Source organism: Arenimonas sp. MALMAid1274, from assembly GCF_049195245.1.
Classification (GTDB): Bacteria; Pseudomonadota; Gammaproteobacteria; order Xanthomonadales; family Xanthomonadaceae; genus Arenimonas.
Genome location: NZ_JBMIRR010000027.1, coordinates 259,580 through 273,234, shown reverse-complemented (window position 1 = coordinate 273,234; position 13,655 = coordinate 259,580). Strand labels below are relative to the sequence as shown.

Annotated in this window: 18 protein-coding genes; 4 read left to right on the top strand and 14 right to left on the bottom strand. The window is 65.3% G+C overall.

The genetic code is table 11. The features are described 5' to 3' along the window. Nucleotides 1-117: 117 nt before the first annotated feature. From ACOQFR_RS09710 to ACOQFR_RS09695, 4 genes are all read right to left on the bottom strand, one after another. Complete coding sequence (locus tag ACOQFR_RS09710; protein ID WP_421381349.1) at nucleotides 118-849, bottom strand: ankyrin repeat domain-containing protein; 732 nt, start codon at nucleotides 847-849, stop codon at nucleotides 118-120. Then, nucleotides 842-1,429 (bottom strand): ankyrin repeat domain-containing protein, encoded by a 588-nt coding sequence (locus ACOQFR_RS09705; protein ID WP_421381347.1) that lies wholly within the window; start codon nucleotides 1,427-1,429, stop codon nucleotides 842-844. Before ACOQFR_RS09705 ends, ACOQFR_RS09710 begins: the two co-directional genes overlap by 8 nt. Next, nucleotides 1,429-2,415: an ArdC family protein gene (locus ACOQFR_RS09700; protein WP_421381345.1), complete on the bottom strand. Its 987-nt coding sequence runs from the start codon at nucleotides 2,413-2,415 to the stop codon at nucleotides 1,429-1,431. Before ACOQFR_RS09700 ends, ACOQFR_RS09705 begins: the two co-directional genes overlap by 1 nt. 124 nt (nucleotides 2,416-2,539) lie before the next feature. Next, complete coding sequence (locus ACOQFR_RS09695; RefSeq protein WP_421381343.1) at nucleotides 2,540-2,761, bottom strand: hypothetical protein; 222 nt, start codon at nucleotides 2,759-2,761, stop codon at nucleotides 2,540-2,542. Between the two features lie 226 nt (nucleotides 2,762-2,987). Here ACOQFR_RS09695 and ACOQFR_RS09690 point away from each other — a divergent pair, with 226 nt between their 5' ends. Next, nucleotides 2,988-3,812, top strand: coding sequence for a GIY-YIG nuclease family protein (locus tag ACOQFR_RS09690; protein ID WP_421381341.1), 825 nt, complete (start codon nucleotides 2,988-2,990; stop codon nucleotides 3,810-3,812). 30 nt (nucleotides 3,813-3,842) lie between these two features. Here ACOQFR_RS09690 and ACOQFR_RS09685 read toward each other — a convergent pair whose 3' ends face one another. The 4 genes from ACOQFR_RS09685 to ACOQFR_RS09670 form a co-directional block, all read right to left on the bottom strand. Then, nucleotides 3,843-4,211, bottom strand: a complete 369-nt coding sequence (locus tag ACOQFR_RS09685) for a hypothetical protein (RefSeq protein WP_421381339.1) — start codon at nucleotides 4,209-4,211, stop codon at nucleotides 3,843-3,845. After that, entirely contained in the window at nucleotides 4,208-5,017 is an 810-nt protein-coding gene (locus tag ACOQFR_RS09680) for a hypothetical protein (protein WP_421381338.1), read from the bottom strand. Before ACOQFR_RS09680 ends, ACOQFR_RS09685 begins: the two co-directional genes overlap by 4 nt. 63 nt (nucleotides 5,018-5,080) lie before the next feature. Continuing rightward, nucleotides 5,081-6,343 (bottom strand): abortive infection family protein, encoded by a 1,263-nt coding sequence (locus ACOQFR_RS09675; RefSeq protein ID WP_421381336.1) that lies wholly within the window; start codon nucleotides 6,341-6,343, stop codon nucleotides 5,081-5,083. Then, nucleotides 6,340-6,912, bottom strand: coding sequence for a hypothetical protein (locus ACOQFR_RS09670; protein ID WP_421381334.1), 573 nt, complete (start codon nucleotides 6,910-6,912; stop codon nucleotides 6,340-6,342). The genes ACOQFR_RS09675 and ACOQFR_RS09670 overlap by 4 nt, the downstream gene beginning before the upstream one ends. A 109-nt stretch (nucleotides 6,913-7,021) precedes the next feature. Here ACOQFR_RS09670 and ACOQFR_RS09665 point away from each other — a divergent pair, with 109 nt between their 5' ends. Beyond that, nucleotides 7,022-7,453 carry a hypothetical protein gene (locus ACOQFR_RS09665; RefSeq protein WP_421381332.1) on the top strand — a complete coding sequence of 144 codons (432 nt, stop codon included), beginning with the start codon at nucleotides 7,022-7,024 and terminating at the stop codon, nucleotides 7,451-7,453. A gap of 110 nt (nucleotides 7,454-7,563) precedes the next feature. After that, nucleotides 7,564-7,932, top strand: a complete 369-nt coding sequence (locus ACOQFR_RS09660; protein WP_421381330.1) for an HNH endonuclease — start codon at nucleotides 7,564-7,566, stop codon at nucleotides 7,930-7,932. A 13-nt stretch (nucleotides 7,933-7,945) separates the two neighbouring features. Here ACOQFR_RS09660 and ACOQFR_RS09655 read toward each other — a convergent pair whose 3' ends face one another. From ACOQFR_RS09655 to ACOQFR_RS09630, 6 genes are all read right to left on the bottom strand, one after another. After that, entirely contained in the window at nucleotides 7,946-8,329 is a 384-nt protein-coding gene (locus ACOQFR_RS09655; RefSeq protein WP_421381328.1) for a hypothetical protein, read from the bottom strand. Nucleotides 8,330-8,356: 27 nt separating this feature from the next. Then, a complete protein-coding gene (locus ACOQFR_RS09650; RefSeq protein ID WP_421381326.1) occupies nucleotides 8,357-8,980 on the bottom strand; it encodes an ankyrin repeat domain-containing protein in 624 nt (207 codons plus the stop codon). A gap of 123 nt (nucleotides 8,981-9,103) precedes the next feature. Beyond that, entirely contained in the window at nucleotides 9,104-10,003 is a 900-nt protein-coding gene (locus tag ACOQFR_RS09645; RefSeq protein WP_421381324.1) for a hypothetical protein, read from the bottom strand. Between the two features lie 366 nt (nucleotides 10,004-10,369). Then, nucleotides 10,370-10,861 (bottom strand): hypothetical protein, encoded by a 492-nt coding sequence (locus ACOQFR_RS09640; protein WP_421381322.1) that lies wholly within the window; start codon nucleotides 10,859-10,861, stop codon nucleotides 10,370-10,372. Nucleotides 10,862-10,916: 55 nt separating this feature from the next. After that, nucleotides 10,917-11,864: an SOS response-associated peptidase family protein gene (locus tag ACOQFR_RS09635; RefSeq protein WP_421383259.1), complete on the bottom strand. Its 948-nt coding sequence runs from the start codon at nucleotides 11,862-11,864 to the stop codon at nucleotides 10,917-10,919. A 124-nt stretch (nucleotides 11,865-11,988) separates the two neighbouring features. Beyond that, the gene (locus ACOQFR_RS09630) at nucleotides 11,989-12,258 is read right to left on the bottom strand and encodes a hypothetical protein (protein ID WP_421381320.1); all 270 of its coding nucleotides are present in this window, start codon (nucleotides 12,256-12,258) and stop codon (nucleotides 11,989-11,991) included. A gap of 158 nt (nucleotides 12,259-12,416) precedes the next feature. Here ACOQFR_RS09630 and ACOQFR_RS09625 point away from each other — a divergent pair, with 158 nt between their 5' ends. Beyond that, nucleotides 12,417-13,550, top strand: a complete 1,134-nt coding sequence (locus tag ACOQFR_RS09625) for an SAP domain-containing protein (protein ID WP_421381318.1) — start codon at nucleotides 12,417-12,419, stop codon at nucleotides 13,548-13,550. Nucleotides 13,551-13,655 lie beyond the last annotated feature (105 nt).

Below are 13,655 nucleotides of genomic sequence, written 5' to 3'. Positions count from 1 at the left end.
GTGCCGACCACCACGTGTGAATCGATCTGCAGGGCGATCTTCAATTCCTAGAAAGATTACATGCCACACCCCTATTGGCAAGAAAGGTTGACACGCCCGCTTGCATCACACCTTCCCTCACATCGCTTGGCAACTGCTCTGCTCTCCCAGGGCCCCGGCGTAGCGCACCCGGGGCGGTCTACGGGGCGAAAACGGCGACCAGTCGGCCTGGGCCTCGGCCTCCAGCACCTGAGCCGCGCAGGCCTGAAGCGGCGCAATCTGGTCCATGCGCGCCAGACTGGTCCAGGGCGTGCCGGCGTCGTCGAGCATCTCCAAGTCCGCGCCCCCTTCCATCAACGCCGTGGCTGCCTCCAGGTGGCCACCGGCCACGGCGTAGAACAGCGGGTGGCGCCCGCGCCGATCCTGCACGTTCGGGTTCGCGCCCAGCCTCAGCAAGTGGTGGGTGCACGCCACCCTGCCCTTCATGGCCGCGGCGTGCAGTGGCGCCAGGCCGCGCTTGTCCTGGGCGTTGATGTCGGCGCCAGCCAACTTCAGGGCGTGGGCCACGTCCAGGCGTCCGGCGCGCACGGCCGCGTGCAGCGGCGAGTGGTGCTGGAGGTCGATATGTCGGGGATTGGCGCCGGCCTCGAGCAAAGCCCGCGCCAGGCGCTGGTTGGCGGCGAAGAACAGGGGTGTGCGCCCGCGGGTGTCCTGGCCCTCCACGTCGGCGCCTTGCTCGATCAGCCACAGCACCAAGTCCAGGCGGCCCAGGGCCGTGGCCAGGTGCAGCAACGAACGGCCGCTCACGGCGGCGTTGGCGCCTGCCTTGGCCAGCACAGCCTGGATGAGGATCGCCAGCCAGTCATGCACAGCGCACCGCCTTGAGCACGGGGCGGGAGACCTTGGGCCGGGCCACGGCCGCAAGCGCTTCTTCGCGGCCCTGCTCGCGCCACCAGTCGATCGCGTGCTGCCCGTCGCGGTTGCGCAGATGCGGATTGGCGCCCGCCTGGACCAGGCGCTGCACCATCCGGGCGCAGGTCGCAGCGAACAGTGGCGTGGAGCCGCGCGGGCCCGGGTGGTTGGGATCGGCCCCGGCGGCCAGCAGTATGCCAACGCGCTCGGTGTCGTCGAGGCTCACCGCGGCGTGCAGCGGGGCCGATTGGTAGCGCAACCCGTCCACGCGGGCGCCGTTCTCCAGGAGCAGCTCCAGCACCCGGGTGTTGGGATGGCCGACGGCGAGGAACAGCGGCGAACGCAGCAGGTGGGTCAGCGCGTTGACCTGCGCGCCCAGCCGCACGAGCTCGGCCACTACGGCCAAGGGCGCGCCGCGCTGGATGGCCGCGTGCAGCGGCGTCTCGCCCTGCGCGTTGGCGCCGTTGATGGGCGCCTGCTCGAAGACGACGGCGCGGGTGATGTCGCGCGCAGCGCTCGCTCGCCACAGTCTGTCCACTACATCGCCATCCCGAAGTCCTGGGCGCGGTCCTGGCCCCGCTGGCGCGCCGGCACCGGCCGAGCATTTGCCGGGATCGCCACCACGCGCTCCTGGTCATGCGTCGCCGTGTGGGCGTTGGCCTGCTCCTGGGTGCGTTCGACCTTTGGCGTGGCTTCGTGTTCGTATTTCGCGATGCCCAGGAAGTCGCACATCTTCTCTGCGTTGCGGCACGCGGTCAGGATGGCCTTGGGGTCGTCGCGCACGATCTTCACCCAGTGCTGGAGGTAGGCGGCGTGCTGGGCGCCGTCGTGGCCGATCTGCAAGCGCTGGCCGACCATGAAGCTGAAGATCTCGGCGTTCAACTCTTCGCGGGCGTAGCTTTCGCTGCCGAACTTTCCCGACAAGTCGCGGTCCAGCCGGCTCTTGTGGCCGCTTGCGTGGCCCAACTCGTGGAGTGCCACGCTATAGAAAAGGTCTATTTTTGCGAAGTCCTCGCGCTTGGGCACGATGATGCGGTCCCACCCGGGGATGTAGCAGGGCTGGGTGCCGGCGTAGACGATTTCCACGCCGCTGTCGGCCAACAGCTTCTCGCACTGCTCGTGGCGCTCCATCTCGGTCAACTGCTTGCGCTGGGGCGCTGGGGCCAAGCCTTCGCATTGGTCAGCGTTGAAGACAGTGAATAGGATCGGGACCATGCGCTTCTGCTTCTTGTCGTCGTTTTTGTCAGACCCCTTGTCTTGGGCTCCGTCCTTCTCGGCAAGCTCCAACCACTTCGGCAGGGTCGTGCCCCGCTCGCCCTTGCGGATGTTCGCCCCCAGGTCCTGGGCCTGCTTAAAGGTCAGCCAGCGGTCGTCGGCGTAGCCGTTCAATACCTTGGCCATGGACAGGTAGAGCGCGTTGGCGCCGCTGTAGCCTTTGCCCGACACCGCGTTGTAGGGCATGCCACCGGCGGCCTCACCGGCGCTCCAGGTCGGCTGCCAAGGCGCGCGGTTCTCTTCGATCATCTTGCCAAGCAACGCAGAGTAGTCTTCGCAGTAGGCCGAATAGCGATCCGCCCCTGCGTCTCTTTTCTGCTTCGTGTCCGCACTAGCCCACATAGGTTTCTCCAAGGTAAGAATGGGATGGCCGTCAGGCCACATGGACAACGCTGCCGTCTTCAAGCCAGCGGGCGATCAAGGCCAGGACTTCGTCTTTCGACACCAGCCCCTGGCGCAGGTCGCTTTCGTGCTCGAGCCGGAACGCCAATCCCTTCTCCGAGCGGAAGGCGACGAAGCGCGCACTCGCTCCCAACGCTTCGACGTCGGAAACCGCGTCTTCGTCGAACGCTTCCGGGTGGATTTCTTTAGTCATTTCAATCTCCAACAGAGGATGAAATGAGCATGGAAGAAAACGCCGGTTTGGCAAGGCGGGGAAGGGACACGCGCAGCTTCGCCGCCGCGGCGCGCACGTCATAAGGACCCTGGTTGTTAGCGTTAGCGGTGGATAGCGGTGGGGTGGCCGGCCGGCCGTCGGTGGGCGGCGGCCGAGTTTTCCAAGCGGCTCCGTTAGACTGGGCTGGAACCCAAAGGAGATGCCCGTGCGCCTGTTCGACTTGCTGAAAGTTTGGGAACCGTCGTTCGACCCGAAGCTCGCCAAGGTGCACCTGGCACGCTACAACGGAAACGAACGCCCGATCGACGAGTTCCTCCAGGGCACGTTCGACGAGTGGCAGCGGACGCAGACCCGGCGCAACTTCCAGCGCGAGTTCGTGGTTTCGCTCGTGCAAGATGGCCACCCCACCCGGTGGCTGTATGCAGGGCTGTTCCGTTCGCACGGCTCGGAGGTCGAGCAAGGCGAGAAGCGGCCCCTCTACTACTACAACTTGGAGCGCCTGGCTTCGGGGGATGAATGGGTGGGCCGGCTCTGCCTGACCAGCGCCTACACTGAACGCGCGTCCTATCCCTACGGCGAAACCCTGGCCGAAGATCTGGAGGTCGCGGAAGTCCTCCCGGAACGCCGCACCATCGGGCACTTCCCGGGCTACAAGCGCGTGGACATCACCAAGGAGCAGCTCGACTTGGTCGTGAAGCAGTGTCCGGAGACTTGGCGTGCCGCCCTGGCCAGCGTCAAGGGCGTCTACCTGATTTCAGACACTGCCAAGGGCAAGCTCTACGTCGGGAAGGCCGACGGCGCCGACGGCATCTGGGGCCGCTGGTGCTGCTACGCCAACACTGGCCACGGCGGCAACAAGGCCCTGCGCAAAGAGTTCGGCCTGGACGGCTCCGCCGAGAGGCTGGGCGCCCTGCGCTTCTCGATCTTGGAAATCGCCGACCTCCACGCCACGAGCCAGGAAGTGCTGGAGCGCGAGGCTCACTGGAAGTCGGTGCTGCTGTCCCGGGAGCACGGACACAACCGCAACTAGCCCGCGGCTACCAATCGGGCTGCAAGCGCTTCACTCGGGCTTGCCCATTTCGCGAAGCGCCGACACCAGGTGGCCGGCAGACATCGCCGCGCCACTGGGATGGCCATGCGCGCAAGCCAAGCCCGCAATCAGAATGCCTTCGCAGGCGCGCTCCTTGGTCAACTCGCCCTGCTGCCACCCCGCAGGCAGCCCCTGGATGGACGCTATGGCCTCCTGCCCCGACAGGTATTGCAGCGCCGTGAGCAAGGTCCACTGGACACCCATGGCCTCGCGCAGCGTCCGCCCCGCTTCGGCCTCGTCCATTTTTTCCTGGTGGACCTGCAAAACGACGTGCGCCGACAGCAAGGCACGCTGCAGCGGGGGCAGTTTGTTGCGGCGCTTAGCGGTGGCGTATCTCATGAGTAGTCAATGTCCAGGCGGGGAGAGTAGGTTTCGGTAGAGGTCGGTTTCGGCAGCTGCCATTTCGCCTTGTTGCCCGGCTCGCCCTTCTCCAGGCGGACGGTGGCCCAGCGCCCGTCGAGCTGCACCAGGGTAGCGTTGGCCACCCCTGCCCCAAACCACTTGCGGTGCATCCCCTTGGGAATGGACACCAGCTTGTGGCCCAGGCCGATGCGGCGATCGGACAGGACGTAGTAGTTGACCGTCTTCCACCCGGGCGCCGACCACGAGTGCATCGAGCGCTTCGAGCAGAGGGCGCCTAGGCCACCCTGCGGCAGCCACGCCCGGAACACATAGCCCGGGCCAGCATCGTCCAACGGACCCGTTTGGGCCGGCACCCTCTCCGCGGCGTAGCGCGTGAGCTGCGGCTCAGCGGTGGGCACGGCCGCCAGGTCGAGGTCCAGCTCGAGCACGTAGTTGTATTGCTTGTCCCCGTCCTTCATTCCGCCGGATATCACGGCGTCGCACGCGCTGAAGTGGGGCATGCCGAGCGCGGCCATCCGTTGGCGGTAGGCCACGGCCAGTTCGCGGGGTAAGTGGCCCAGCAGGTGGGCGCCCATGCTGGGCAGCGCCATGACGCCGACTGCGTTGGGGTCGTAGGGGTTTGTGTCGTAGGGGTAGAGCGCGACCGGGAGAAAGCAGAGCCCCGTCTCGCCCTTGGCGTTGGCGGCGATCGAGGCCAACGGTTCATGGGTCGCGTGGCTCCCCGTCGCCTGGACTGGAAAAAGCCCTGACGCCGGCCAACTCGACAGCTCCACCTGCGCCATGATCAATCCTCCCTGTCCGCCCGAACGTTAGCATCCACCAACAACAGCACCCGCGACCGAGCATCAAGCGTCGGCCCCGGGTTCCGCCGTCGTTGTCCCCGCTCTCTCGCGGTAGGTCTCGGACACGAAATCAATAAACGCGACCGCCGACGCGACCGCCAACCGCGCGTGGCGGGGCTGTAGCCCTTTGTGCTTGCCGTCCCGCCCATGCCCGCTGCCATAAAGGCTCCGAAGCTCGGCGAGGTGGTGCGTAAGTTGGGTCAGGTTTCGGAGGATGCGCCGGATGTTCTCTGCCCCCCTCGCCTCATCGGAGACGCCTTTCGCCACCAACTTGAGTTCGGTCGTAAGCTTGAACGTCAAGTCGCCCAGGTCGTCAGACTTCGCGCACTCGATGTTGAGCTTGGCCAAGATCGTCTTGCAACAGCTCTCCACCAGGTCCTTGGCGGTTCCGATTGCCAGGGCCGGGTCGCGGTCCACGGCGTTCTCCAGGCGCTCGATTTCCTTGGCCATCCAGCCGGCGTCCAGCGCGTCCGCCACGGTGCGCGCCCGCGAGACGGAGCGCACCCCATGATTGGTCAAGGGGCGGTAGGCAAACCTCGGGCGCCCGGCTATCCGCTCTTCCTCGTAGATCTCCCAGCCCTCGCCCCTGAGCTGGTCGTTGAAATGGGAGACCAGCTTCATGGCCTCGTCGCGATCAGGCCGAACCACCGGGTGCACGATTTCGCAGAGGAAGCGCAGAAAGCGCTCGGAGGGACCGCCCAGCAGGTCGAAGCGTTCGTCCGAGTAAACCCAGTCCAGGTCCCAATCGTCGTTGTTGATGCAGTGCTGCCAAATGTCGCGCGCTGCGTCGTTATAGCGCGGGTCGTTCGACGGCATCTTTTGCAGGTCGAACAGGCGGCTCAGGAACTCGACCTCGTCCAGCGTGCCGAACCACTTCACCTTCTCCAGGCGCAAGCCGTCCAGCACGTTTATCCGCACCTGCCGGGCCACACCCCGCGTCGCGTCGCGCCAATCCTTGTTCTTGACCAAGGCCGGGATGATCTTGACGGCATACCAGTCCTGGGTCTCGGTCTCCAGGACGCGCTTGAGCCGCTCAGACACTTGCTCTTCGATGCGGCTGCGCTGCGGCCCCATCCGGGCATAGTCTTCCGGCGGCAGCTCAATGTAAACATCCCACAACTGGGTGCCGCCGTTCCAGTTGTCGTATCCGGTCTGCTCGGCCCGGGCAGGGAACGAGCGCACCACCATGGCCGCTTCGTCCATCCCTTCTGCAAGCAGCAGCGCGTGGACGGTGCCCAGCGTGGTCTCGAGCGTCTGTTCGTTCATATCCCCTGCCTCAGTGCGTATATCCGGCCATACAGCTCGTTGAAGGGTTCCCAATCGGCCCGGCCGCTGGAAGACACGCGGTAGACCGGAAACGTGGGCGAGAACGCTGCGCCAGGAACGCGATCGGTGAGGACATCGACCGCGTTGTGAAAGAACGCGGCCAGTTTCTCGTCCGTGGGCCGGGTGGGCACCGGATACTTGGCCGCCCAGATCACGGTGTCAGAGTAGTAGCGCAACAGCTCGGGCTCGCCGTCCAGCAACTCCAAGGGGAGCGAGTTGGCCAAGTCCAGCAGGTTGTGCGTGGGCTCCGGGGCGTCGCCGCGCTCCGCGAGCACGCCCTTCATAAGCACCTCCAGCGAGAGCCCCGAGAGCAGGTGGTAGACCGGACGGCAGGCCACCCGCATGTCGAACCCTTCCCAGAGCCCCAGCGCCTGCGCAGACGCCAGGCCGCTCTCCATGGCCAGCCAGATAGCTCCGGCGGAGGCGTGGAGGTCCGATGCGCGGTTGAACCAGTTATTCGGGTGCGACCGGTCGGCCACATGGGAAAACGGTTTCTGGGTGGATGCCATGCCTACTCCTTCGCTGGTGCCCACCTTGCGGACCCGACGTCGCAAGGCTTGCGACACCTGTCGCGCACCCTTCAGCTTCCGCTGGCTTGCCTCGCCCTATCCTAACGACATGGACCTTCTGAATGACCCCACCGACTTGGCCACCCGCTGGCAAACGCAGCTCGGGCCGCTGGCAGGCCGCGCCTGGCCCATCCGCTGCAGCCTGGTGTTTTCCCCCCAGGAAGTAGTGGCGCTGCGGCTGGGCTTGTGGCCGCAGGACATGGACGACCGCTGGGCCATCTGGCTCGACCCCCAGGGCGTGCTGCGGTGCTGGCGGTCCTGGACGAGCCAGTGCTTATACGAAGCACCCCTGGTCCTGGGTGCCGACGGCGGCGCGGCCTGCCCCGTGGTCCACGTGCTTGACGATCCCGAGCACTACCAGCGAAGCCCGGTAGATGGGAGCGAACTCGACCGGTTCGAGGGCGTCCTGGCCTTGGTGTTGCGAGGCGCTCGGGGCGCCGCGACGCCTGCGATTGCATCCGTCCGCAGCTCGGAGCTATAAATACGACGCCGTCGGCAATAGCCGCGGTGTTTTGCCTGCATAGCCAGATGGCTCCAGGTTCCCGGCGGTCCTCATAGAGGCACCGGGGCCCCCTGCCCGCTGGAGCCTCTATGCCTGCCATCAATCGTTTGCGTGCCGACGCCTTCGCCAATCAAAAGGGCCGCTGCTACTACTGCGGCTCGCCCATGTGGCTGACCGATCCCGACGCCTTCCGAACGCGCTTCGGCTGCACGCGCGGGCAACTGCCCGCGCTGCAGGCCACGGCCGAGCACCTGGTGGCCGTCTGCGACGGGGGCAAGACGACAGCGGCGAACATTGTCGCGGCCCATCAGCTGTGCAACCGGCGGCGGCACCTGGCGAAGGTGCCACTGGCGCCTGATCGGTATCGAGCGCGGGTGACCCGGCTCGTGGCCCGGGGGAAGTGGTTCGACAAGACCCTGCATGCGGTCGCCCGCCAGGCCCGCCACATTCCTGGCTAGCGTGTCTGGCGCCTCACACGCGATCGAACCCGATCGTGAAGTGGTTGCCGTCGAACGCCTCCACCCGCCCGACCCAATCGGGCCGAGCCTTGAACGAGTTGTTTGCCGTGGACGCGTCTCCGCCGGCCTCGACCAAGGCGGGGTTGTCCGTCGTGGCCACGACCACGCGTATGGTCCGGCCATCATCGAACGCTGTCCGAAGGTGGCGTGCGAACTGCTGGTTGCCCAAGCCACTCCAGCGCGACAGGTGGTCGCGGTAGATCCACCGTCCTCCCTCTACACTGATCCGGTGCCGCCACAGGCTGAGGACCGTTTCAGGCCCCACCTCTGCCGAGATGTCGTAGAACCGGTTCCGGAGTGTGGCCTTGTAGCGCGCGAACTCGTCAACGATCCCCATCGTGTCAGCTCCCCGCCGGCGTGCCGGCTAGACCTCGTCGAACTCACCTTTTTGCTGTGCTTCGGGGCCGCCAGAAATATCCCGCAGGCTCTTGAGTGTGTAGGTGCCCTTGACCAGGCCGCGACCAACATGCGTTTCCACAAGACGGAAAATCTCGTCGCGACCTCGAAAACGCCCGCCATCTTCGCCACTGGACGCAGCGGCCTCAATAACGCCCCGGCGATGGTTGTCGTAGGAAGCCAATACGTCGGCTCCATTGTGTAGGAGCAGTTTCACCATCCTGGCATCCCCGCGGATCGCTTGCGCGAGCAATGGCGTGACCCGACCGCTATTGTTGCGGCTCTCAATATCCACGCCTTGCCTCAACAACAGGGCGGCGACCTCAGGATTGGCAGAGTGCAGGGGCGTGTATCCGTTCTCATCCACGTAGGAAGCGTTCGCTCCAGCGTCCAGCAGGATCTTGGCCGCACCTTCCTTCAAATAGTATTGGAACAACAGCGTGCGCCTGTGATCGTTCGCGAACGAACTGTCTGGGTTCAACCCTTCCGCCAAGAGTTGCTTCAATGCGCCGTAGCGCCGGCTGTTCTGTGCGCTTTTTACCGCCTCGAACAATGCATCGCTATCGTCGTATTTGGCTTTCTTCTTTGTCACGGATTTCCCCTGCGATGTGGTTATGCGGCTTCTGGATCAGTTCGTGATGCGGATGACGAATGTCATAAGACCAATCCTGCGCAGCACGCCCTAGCAGGCGGGAACGCCGAGAGGCGCGGGCTACTACTTCTCGGCCTCCAGCGGGCACTGCACGAACTGCACGTGCAGCCGGTCCATGAGGGCCCGGATCTTGGCGGTCGGCGCCCGAGTGCTGGCCAGCACCGCGTCGCAGTCCGGTGGCTTCCGAATAGCAATCTGCTCCGCGCGAAGGACGGCGCGGTATTTCACGCACTGGTAGACGCCCCGCTCCAGTTCCTCGTTCGTGGCCTTGCTGGTCTTCACTTCGACCGCCAGGCGACGCTTGCCAGCGCTGAAGTAAGCGTCCAGCCAGTCCCCCGAGCTCAAGCCGAACTCGACACGGCCCGGCTGGAACGTGCCGAACTCTGAGAACGCGCCGGGGTTGCGCGCCACCCAGTGCTTGAGCGCTTTGTGCTCGGCGCTCTCGGGGCCCTGCACGGGAGGGAGCTTGGGGAGCTCCAGCACCTCGCCGTCGTCGGGGCCCCGAACCGTCAGCGTCGGGCTACCCAGGGCCTCGGCGACCTTGTCCCAACGCGACCCGTATGCGAACACGGCCTCCATGCCTTGGCGCACATAGGTTTCGCGGTCCTCGGCCATCCCGCGGCCCTTGTCCTTGAAAAAGTATTGGGCGATTTCGTCGGCGCCGGTGCCGGGCAACCCGGTCTCGCCGTTCACCACGATGAGGTTGATGGGCGGGATGGTCTGGCGCCACTGGTCGCCGATTTGGCGGATGGCCAGGCCCACCGCACCCACGGGCGGCCCGTAGAGCGGCTTCAGCCCCTGGGGCGGGTGCCCATACTCGGCTTTGAGCTCGTCGGCCAACTCGGTGTAGGTGATTGGCCGCCCTTCCTTGGCGCGCCGGAACAGGATGGGCGGGATGTCCGCCACCACCGACCGCCGCCACGGCGGCTTGGCCAGGTCCAAGCTGTCCCAATCGAACGCCATTTTCTTCCCCCATCCATTCGAGATCCCGCCCGCGGGTCGTCCACGCGCAGGGCCGCCGCAGCATCATTACAGGAACGCGCCAGGCTCTGGAACCGGCCAAGGGGGCGGGCTTGGCACTAACTCATACTATGAGGCGGGGCGCGGGTCTCAGTGGCACGAACACGGCGGCCAGCATCGTGGCCGCCCATGGTGTCTGCAACTGGCGCCGCCATCGGGCCAAGGATCCTCTGCTGCCGACCGCTACCGCGCGCGGGTCTCTCGGCTGCTGGCCAAGGGTCGCTGGTTCGACCAGTCCACGCCGACCCCCATTGGCCAGGCGGCGTTCGCGACCTGGCGGGAAGCGCGACGGATCCCGCTCCGAAGGCGCTACCCGGCCTGCTTCGGGCGGAACGTGCCACCGGCCAACGACCACTCCAGCACCTCGGTTTTTTGCTTGGGAGTGCCGAAATACGCGTTGACGACCTGCTTGTAGGTCTTCCGATGTTTGGGTTCTACGAGCGCGTCGGTTTTCTCCAGCAGCATGCCTTGCGTTTCCGCGAGGCCACCCTCGAGCAACTGCACCACAATGCCGAAATGGCCTTGGGCCAACGCGAAGTCCACCGTCGCGCAGCCGCTTTCGAGCTCCAGGTTTGGGTCCGCCCCCTTGGACAACAGATGCCTGGCTACTCCCGCGTCTGTGCACATGGCCAAGAGCGACACGTCGATGGCCCCCATGTCGACAAACGGGGTGTCTTCCTCCTGCACCTGCGTAGTCATGTTGATGGGCATGCCAGCGGCCAGCTCGCGGTCGATGGCGGCAATCGCCAGCGCCGGGGCCATGAGCCCCACGGACTGGATAAGGTCGTCAAATCTGCTCATGCATTCCCTTCTTGGTTGAACGAAGCGGTGGACGTCCGAACCCCGCGGCGATGGATCACGCCGCCTTCCGGTGCTCGTAGTAAGGATGCCGCTTGTCGTCGAAAATGGCCAATAGGGCGTCCAGGTCCTGGGGATCCGGGTTGAGCCAGGCTTCGACGTGCTCGGGTTTGATGTTGATGATGGTGCGATCGTGCCCGGCGGCTGCGACTTCGGGCTCCGGCTCGTCGGTGATGGCCGCGAACGAGTAGAGGTCCGGCTCGACGCCGGCGGGGTCGGTCCAGTGCGACCACAGGCACGCGATGAGCATGGTCTCGCCCGTGCGGGGGTTGAACTGGATCTCCTGGGCCTTGCCGTCGGGGCCTTCCACCATCTCGTAGAACTGCTCGGCGAGCATGAGGCCGTGGGTGAAGCCGAACTGGTGCCGCCAGAACCGGGTCAAGTTGTCCCGTCGGGCGTTGTAGGTGCCGCTCACGCGGCCGTCCTTGGTGCGGTCCACCGACGCGTCCATGCCGGCAGGCCTGCAGTGGTAGCGCATGGGGCGCACGACCATCTTGCCGCCTTCCTGGATGAGGACCGGGGCATACCAGTCCGGCCAGATGCGGTTGTCCTTGCCCGGCTCGAGCTCGGTGCGCTTGGCGTCGGCTATCCAGCGCTTCATTTGCTTGACCTTATTTCCGCCCACGCGCACGTCGTTGAGCGCGGCCTTGGTTTCCTTGACCGCCAGCTTTCGCTCGGCGTCGGCCACACGCTTGGCCTGCTCGAACATCTCCTGCTCGCTGTCGGCGATGAGCTCGGTGTTGTAGGCCTTGATGAGGGCCTGGATCTGTTTCTCTTCCGGGGTCTTGGGGTGCGCGAACGCCAGGTCCATGCCCTTGGGGATCTTGGGGTTGAGGCCTTCGCGGCGCTGGCCGTAGAGGCGGACGAACTCGTTGATATCGATTTGCGCCCCGAACTTGCGGACGTAGGTGTGGTAATCCCCCCAAACCTGGGCCGAGTAGCACATGGCAGCCTCCGATTGCAGTTCAATCCGACCGCCCAGCGGTCCTTCATTGAAGGCTACCACTGGGTTCTCCCCGGCTTCCTGAAGCGGAAACGGCGGCCCCGAAGAGCCGCCGCCCGTGTTCCCGTCAGTTCCTACCCATCTGCGCTTGCGGGGTCGTGAAATGAACGTAAATCCGGTTCTCTTCGGGGTTCTTCTGGTCGGTGGACTGCGACTTCACATAGCCGCTGGAAAGCAGCCGACCTGCCAAGTTCGCCGCGACCTGGAGCCGCTGCTTGGTCAGGCACTCGACCACCACCTTGTCATGTCGCCCCGTGGTCGGCCCCATCTCGGTCAGAACCTTGATGAGTTCGTCGTAGGACATCGTTGTGAAGCTGTTTTCGTTGGTATTGCTCATTTGTATTTCTCCATATGTGAGTTGTTTTCCGAAACGCCAAAAAATGCACGTCTCGAATAGCTATTTACATTTCTTGCAAGAAAAACGAGAAAAAAGGTGCCAGATGCATCAACAGGGCCTGTTAAGGCTTCTGGAGGCCACGTAGATGCATCCGGAGGGTGTTTTCACTGACTGAAGCACGGACGGTAAACTGGGACACCGGACCAAGTGAGCAGACGATGGCGAGTTGGCTAAAAAAGCTGTTCGGAAGCCCTTCGGTTCCGCCGCCGGCCGCAACGCCGGCACCCTCCCCGACCCCGCGGCCGGCTGCGCCTGCCTCTGCCATCCGTGAGCCGGCCCCAACGACGCCTGGCGGCCCGCCCACGGAGCGCTCCCACCTGGCGCTGCTGGCCAAGTTCAAGCACGGCAGCGACCCGGCCAGCGCCGCCCAGGACTACTGGGCCAACGTGTTGCCCGACACGGTGCCCAACACGCTGGCGCTGTTCCGACGCAACGGCTGGCTCGTGGATGCACCCTGGCAACAGGTGTTTGCGACCCAGCACCGGGTGGACGAGCTCAAGCCCCTGCTCAACGAGCGCGGGCTGAAGGTGTCCGGCAAGAAGGACGAACTGGTCGAGCGGCTCATCGCGGCCGACCCAGAAGCCATGCGCCTGCGCGTCGCCGGGGTCAAAGCGTGGATCTTGTCGGCGCTGGCGGAATGCCCGGTCGATAACTACTTGGCCAGGGAGCGCGACGCCGAGGCCGTGGCGCAGTCCACCGCCATGGACTCCTTGCGCGCCGGGAACCTGGACGCTGCGGTGAGCACCATCGTGGCCTTCGAGCGGACCCGGCTGTTCCCCCGGGGCATCGGGATCGACTGGCACGGCGAAGGCATCGGTCGGCACCTCGCAGAACGGGCCCGAAACATCCTCAAGGCATCGCCAGGGATCCTGCGCGATGTGCCCGAGCACGAGTTGGCGCTGCTTCGCCCGGTCGCCGCCATGCTCGAGCTGACGGGAGAGAGCCGGGCCAAGGCCTGGCTGCCCCCCGGCCTGGTGGGCCACCCGCGGCTGGACGTCGAAACCGTGGTGCGGATGCTGCTCTTCCACGGGAGCAACATGGCCACGCTCGAAGGCATGCGGGCGAACGGCCACAAAAAAGTGGAAGTGTCCGGCGGCGGGGACAGCTGCCCTGCGTGCTCGGCTATGGACGGCAAGAAGTTCGCCTTGAGCAAGGCCCCCGAGCTTCCCCATCCAGGATGCACCCATGCGATGGGATGCCGTTGCCTCTACCAGGCGGTCTTCGAAGAGTGAAGCCGTCCCCAGGTTGTCCTATCCGGCAGGAGATCGCCCCGTCGCTTCGTTGACATCCAACGAAATGAGATCGTTGTCGCCCTTAGGGATTAGGGTCCGACTCCA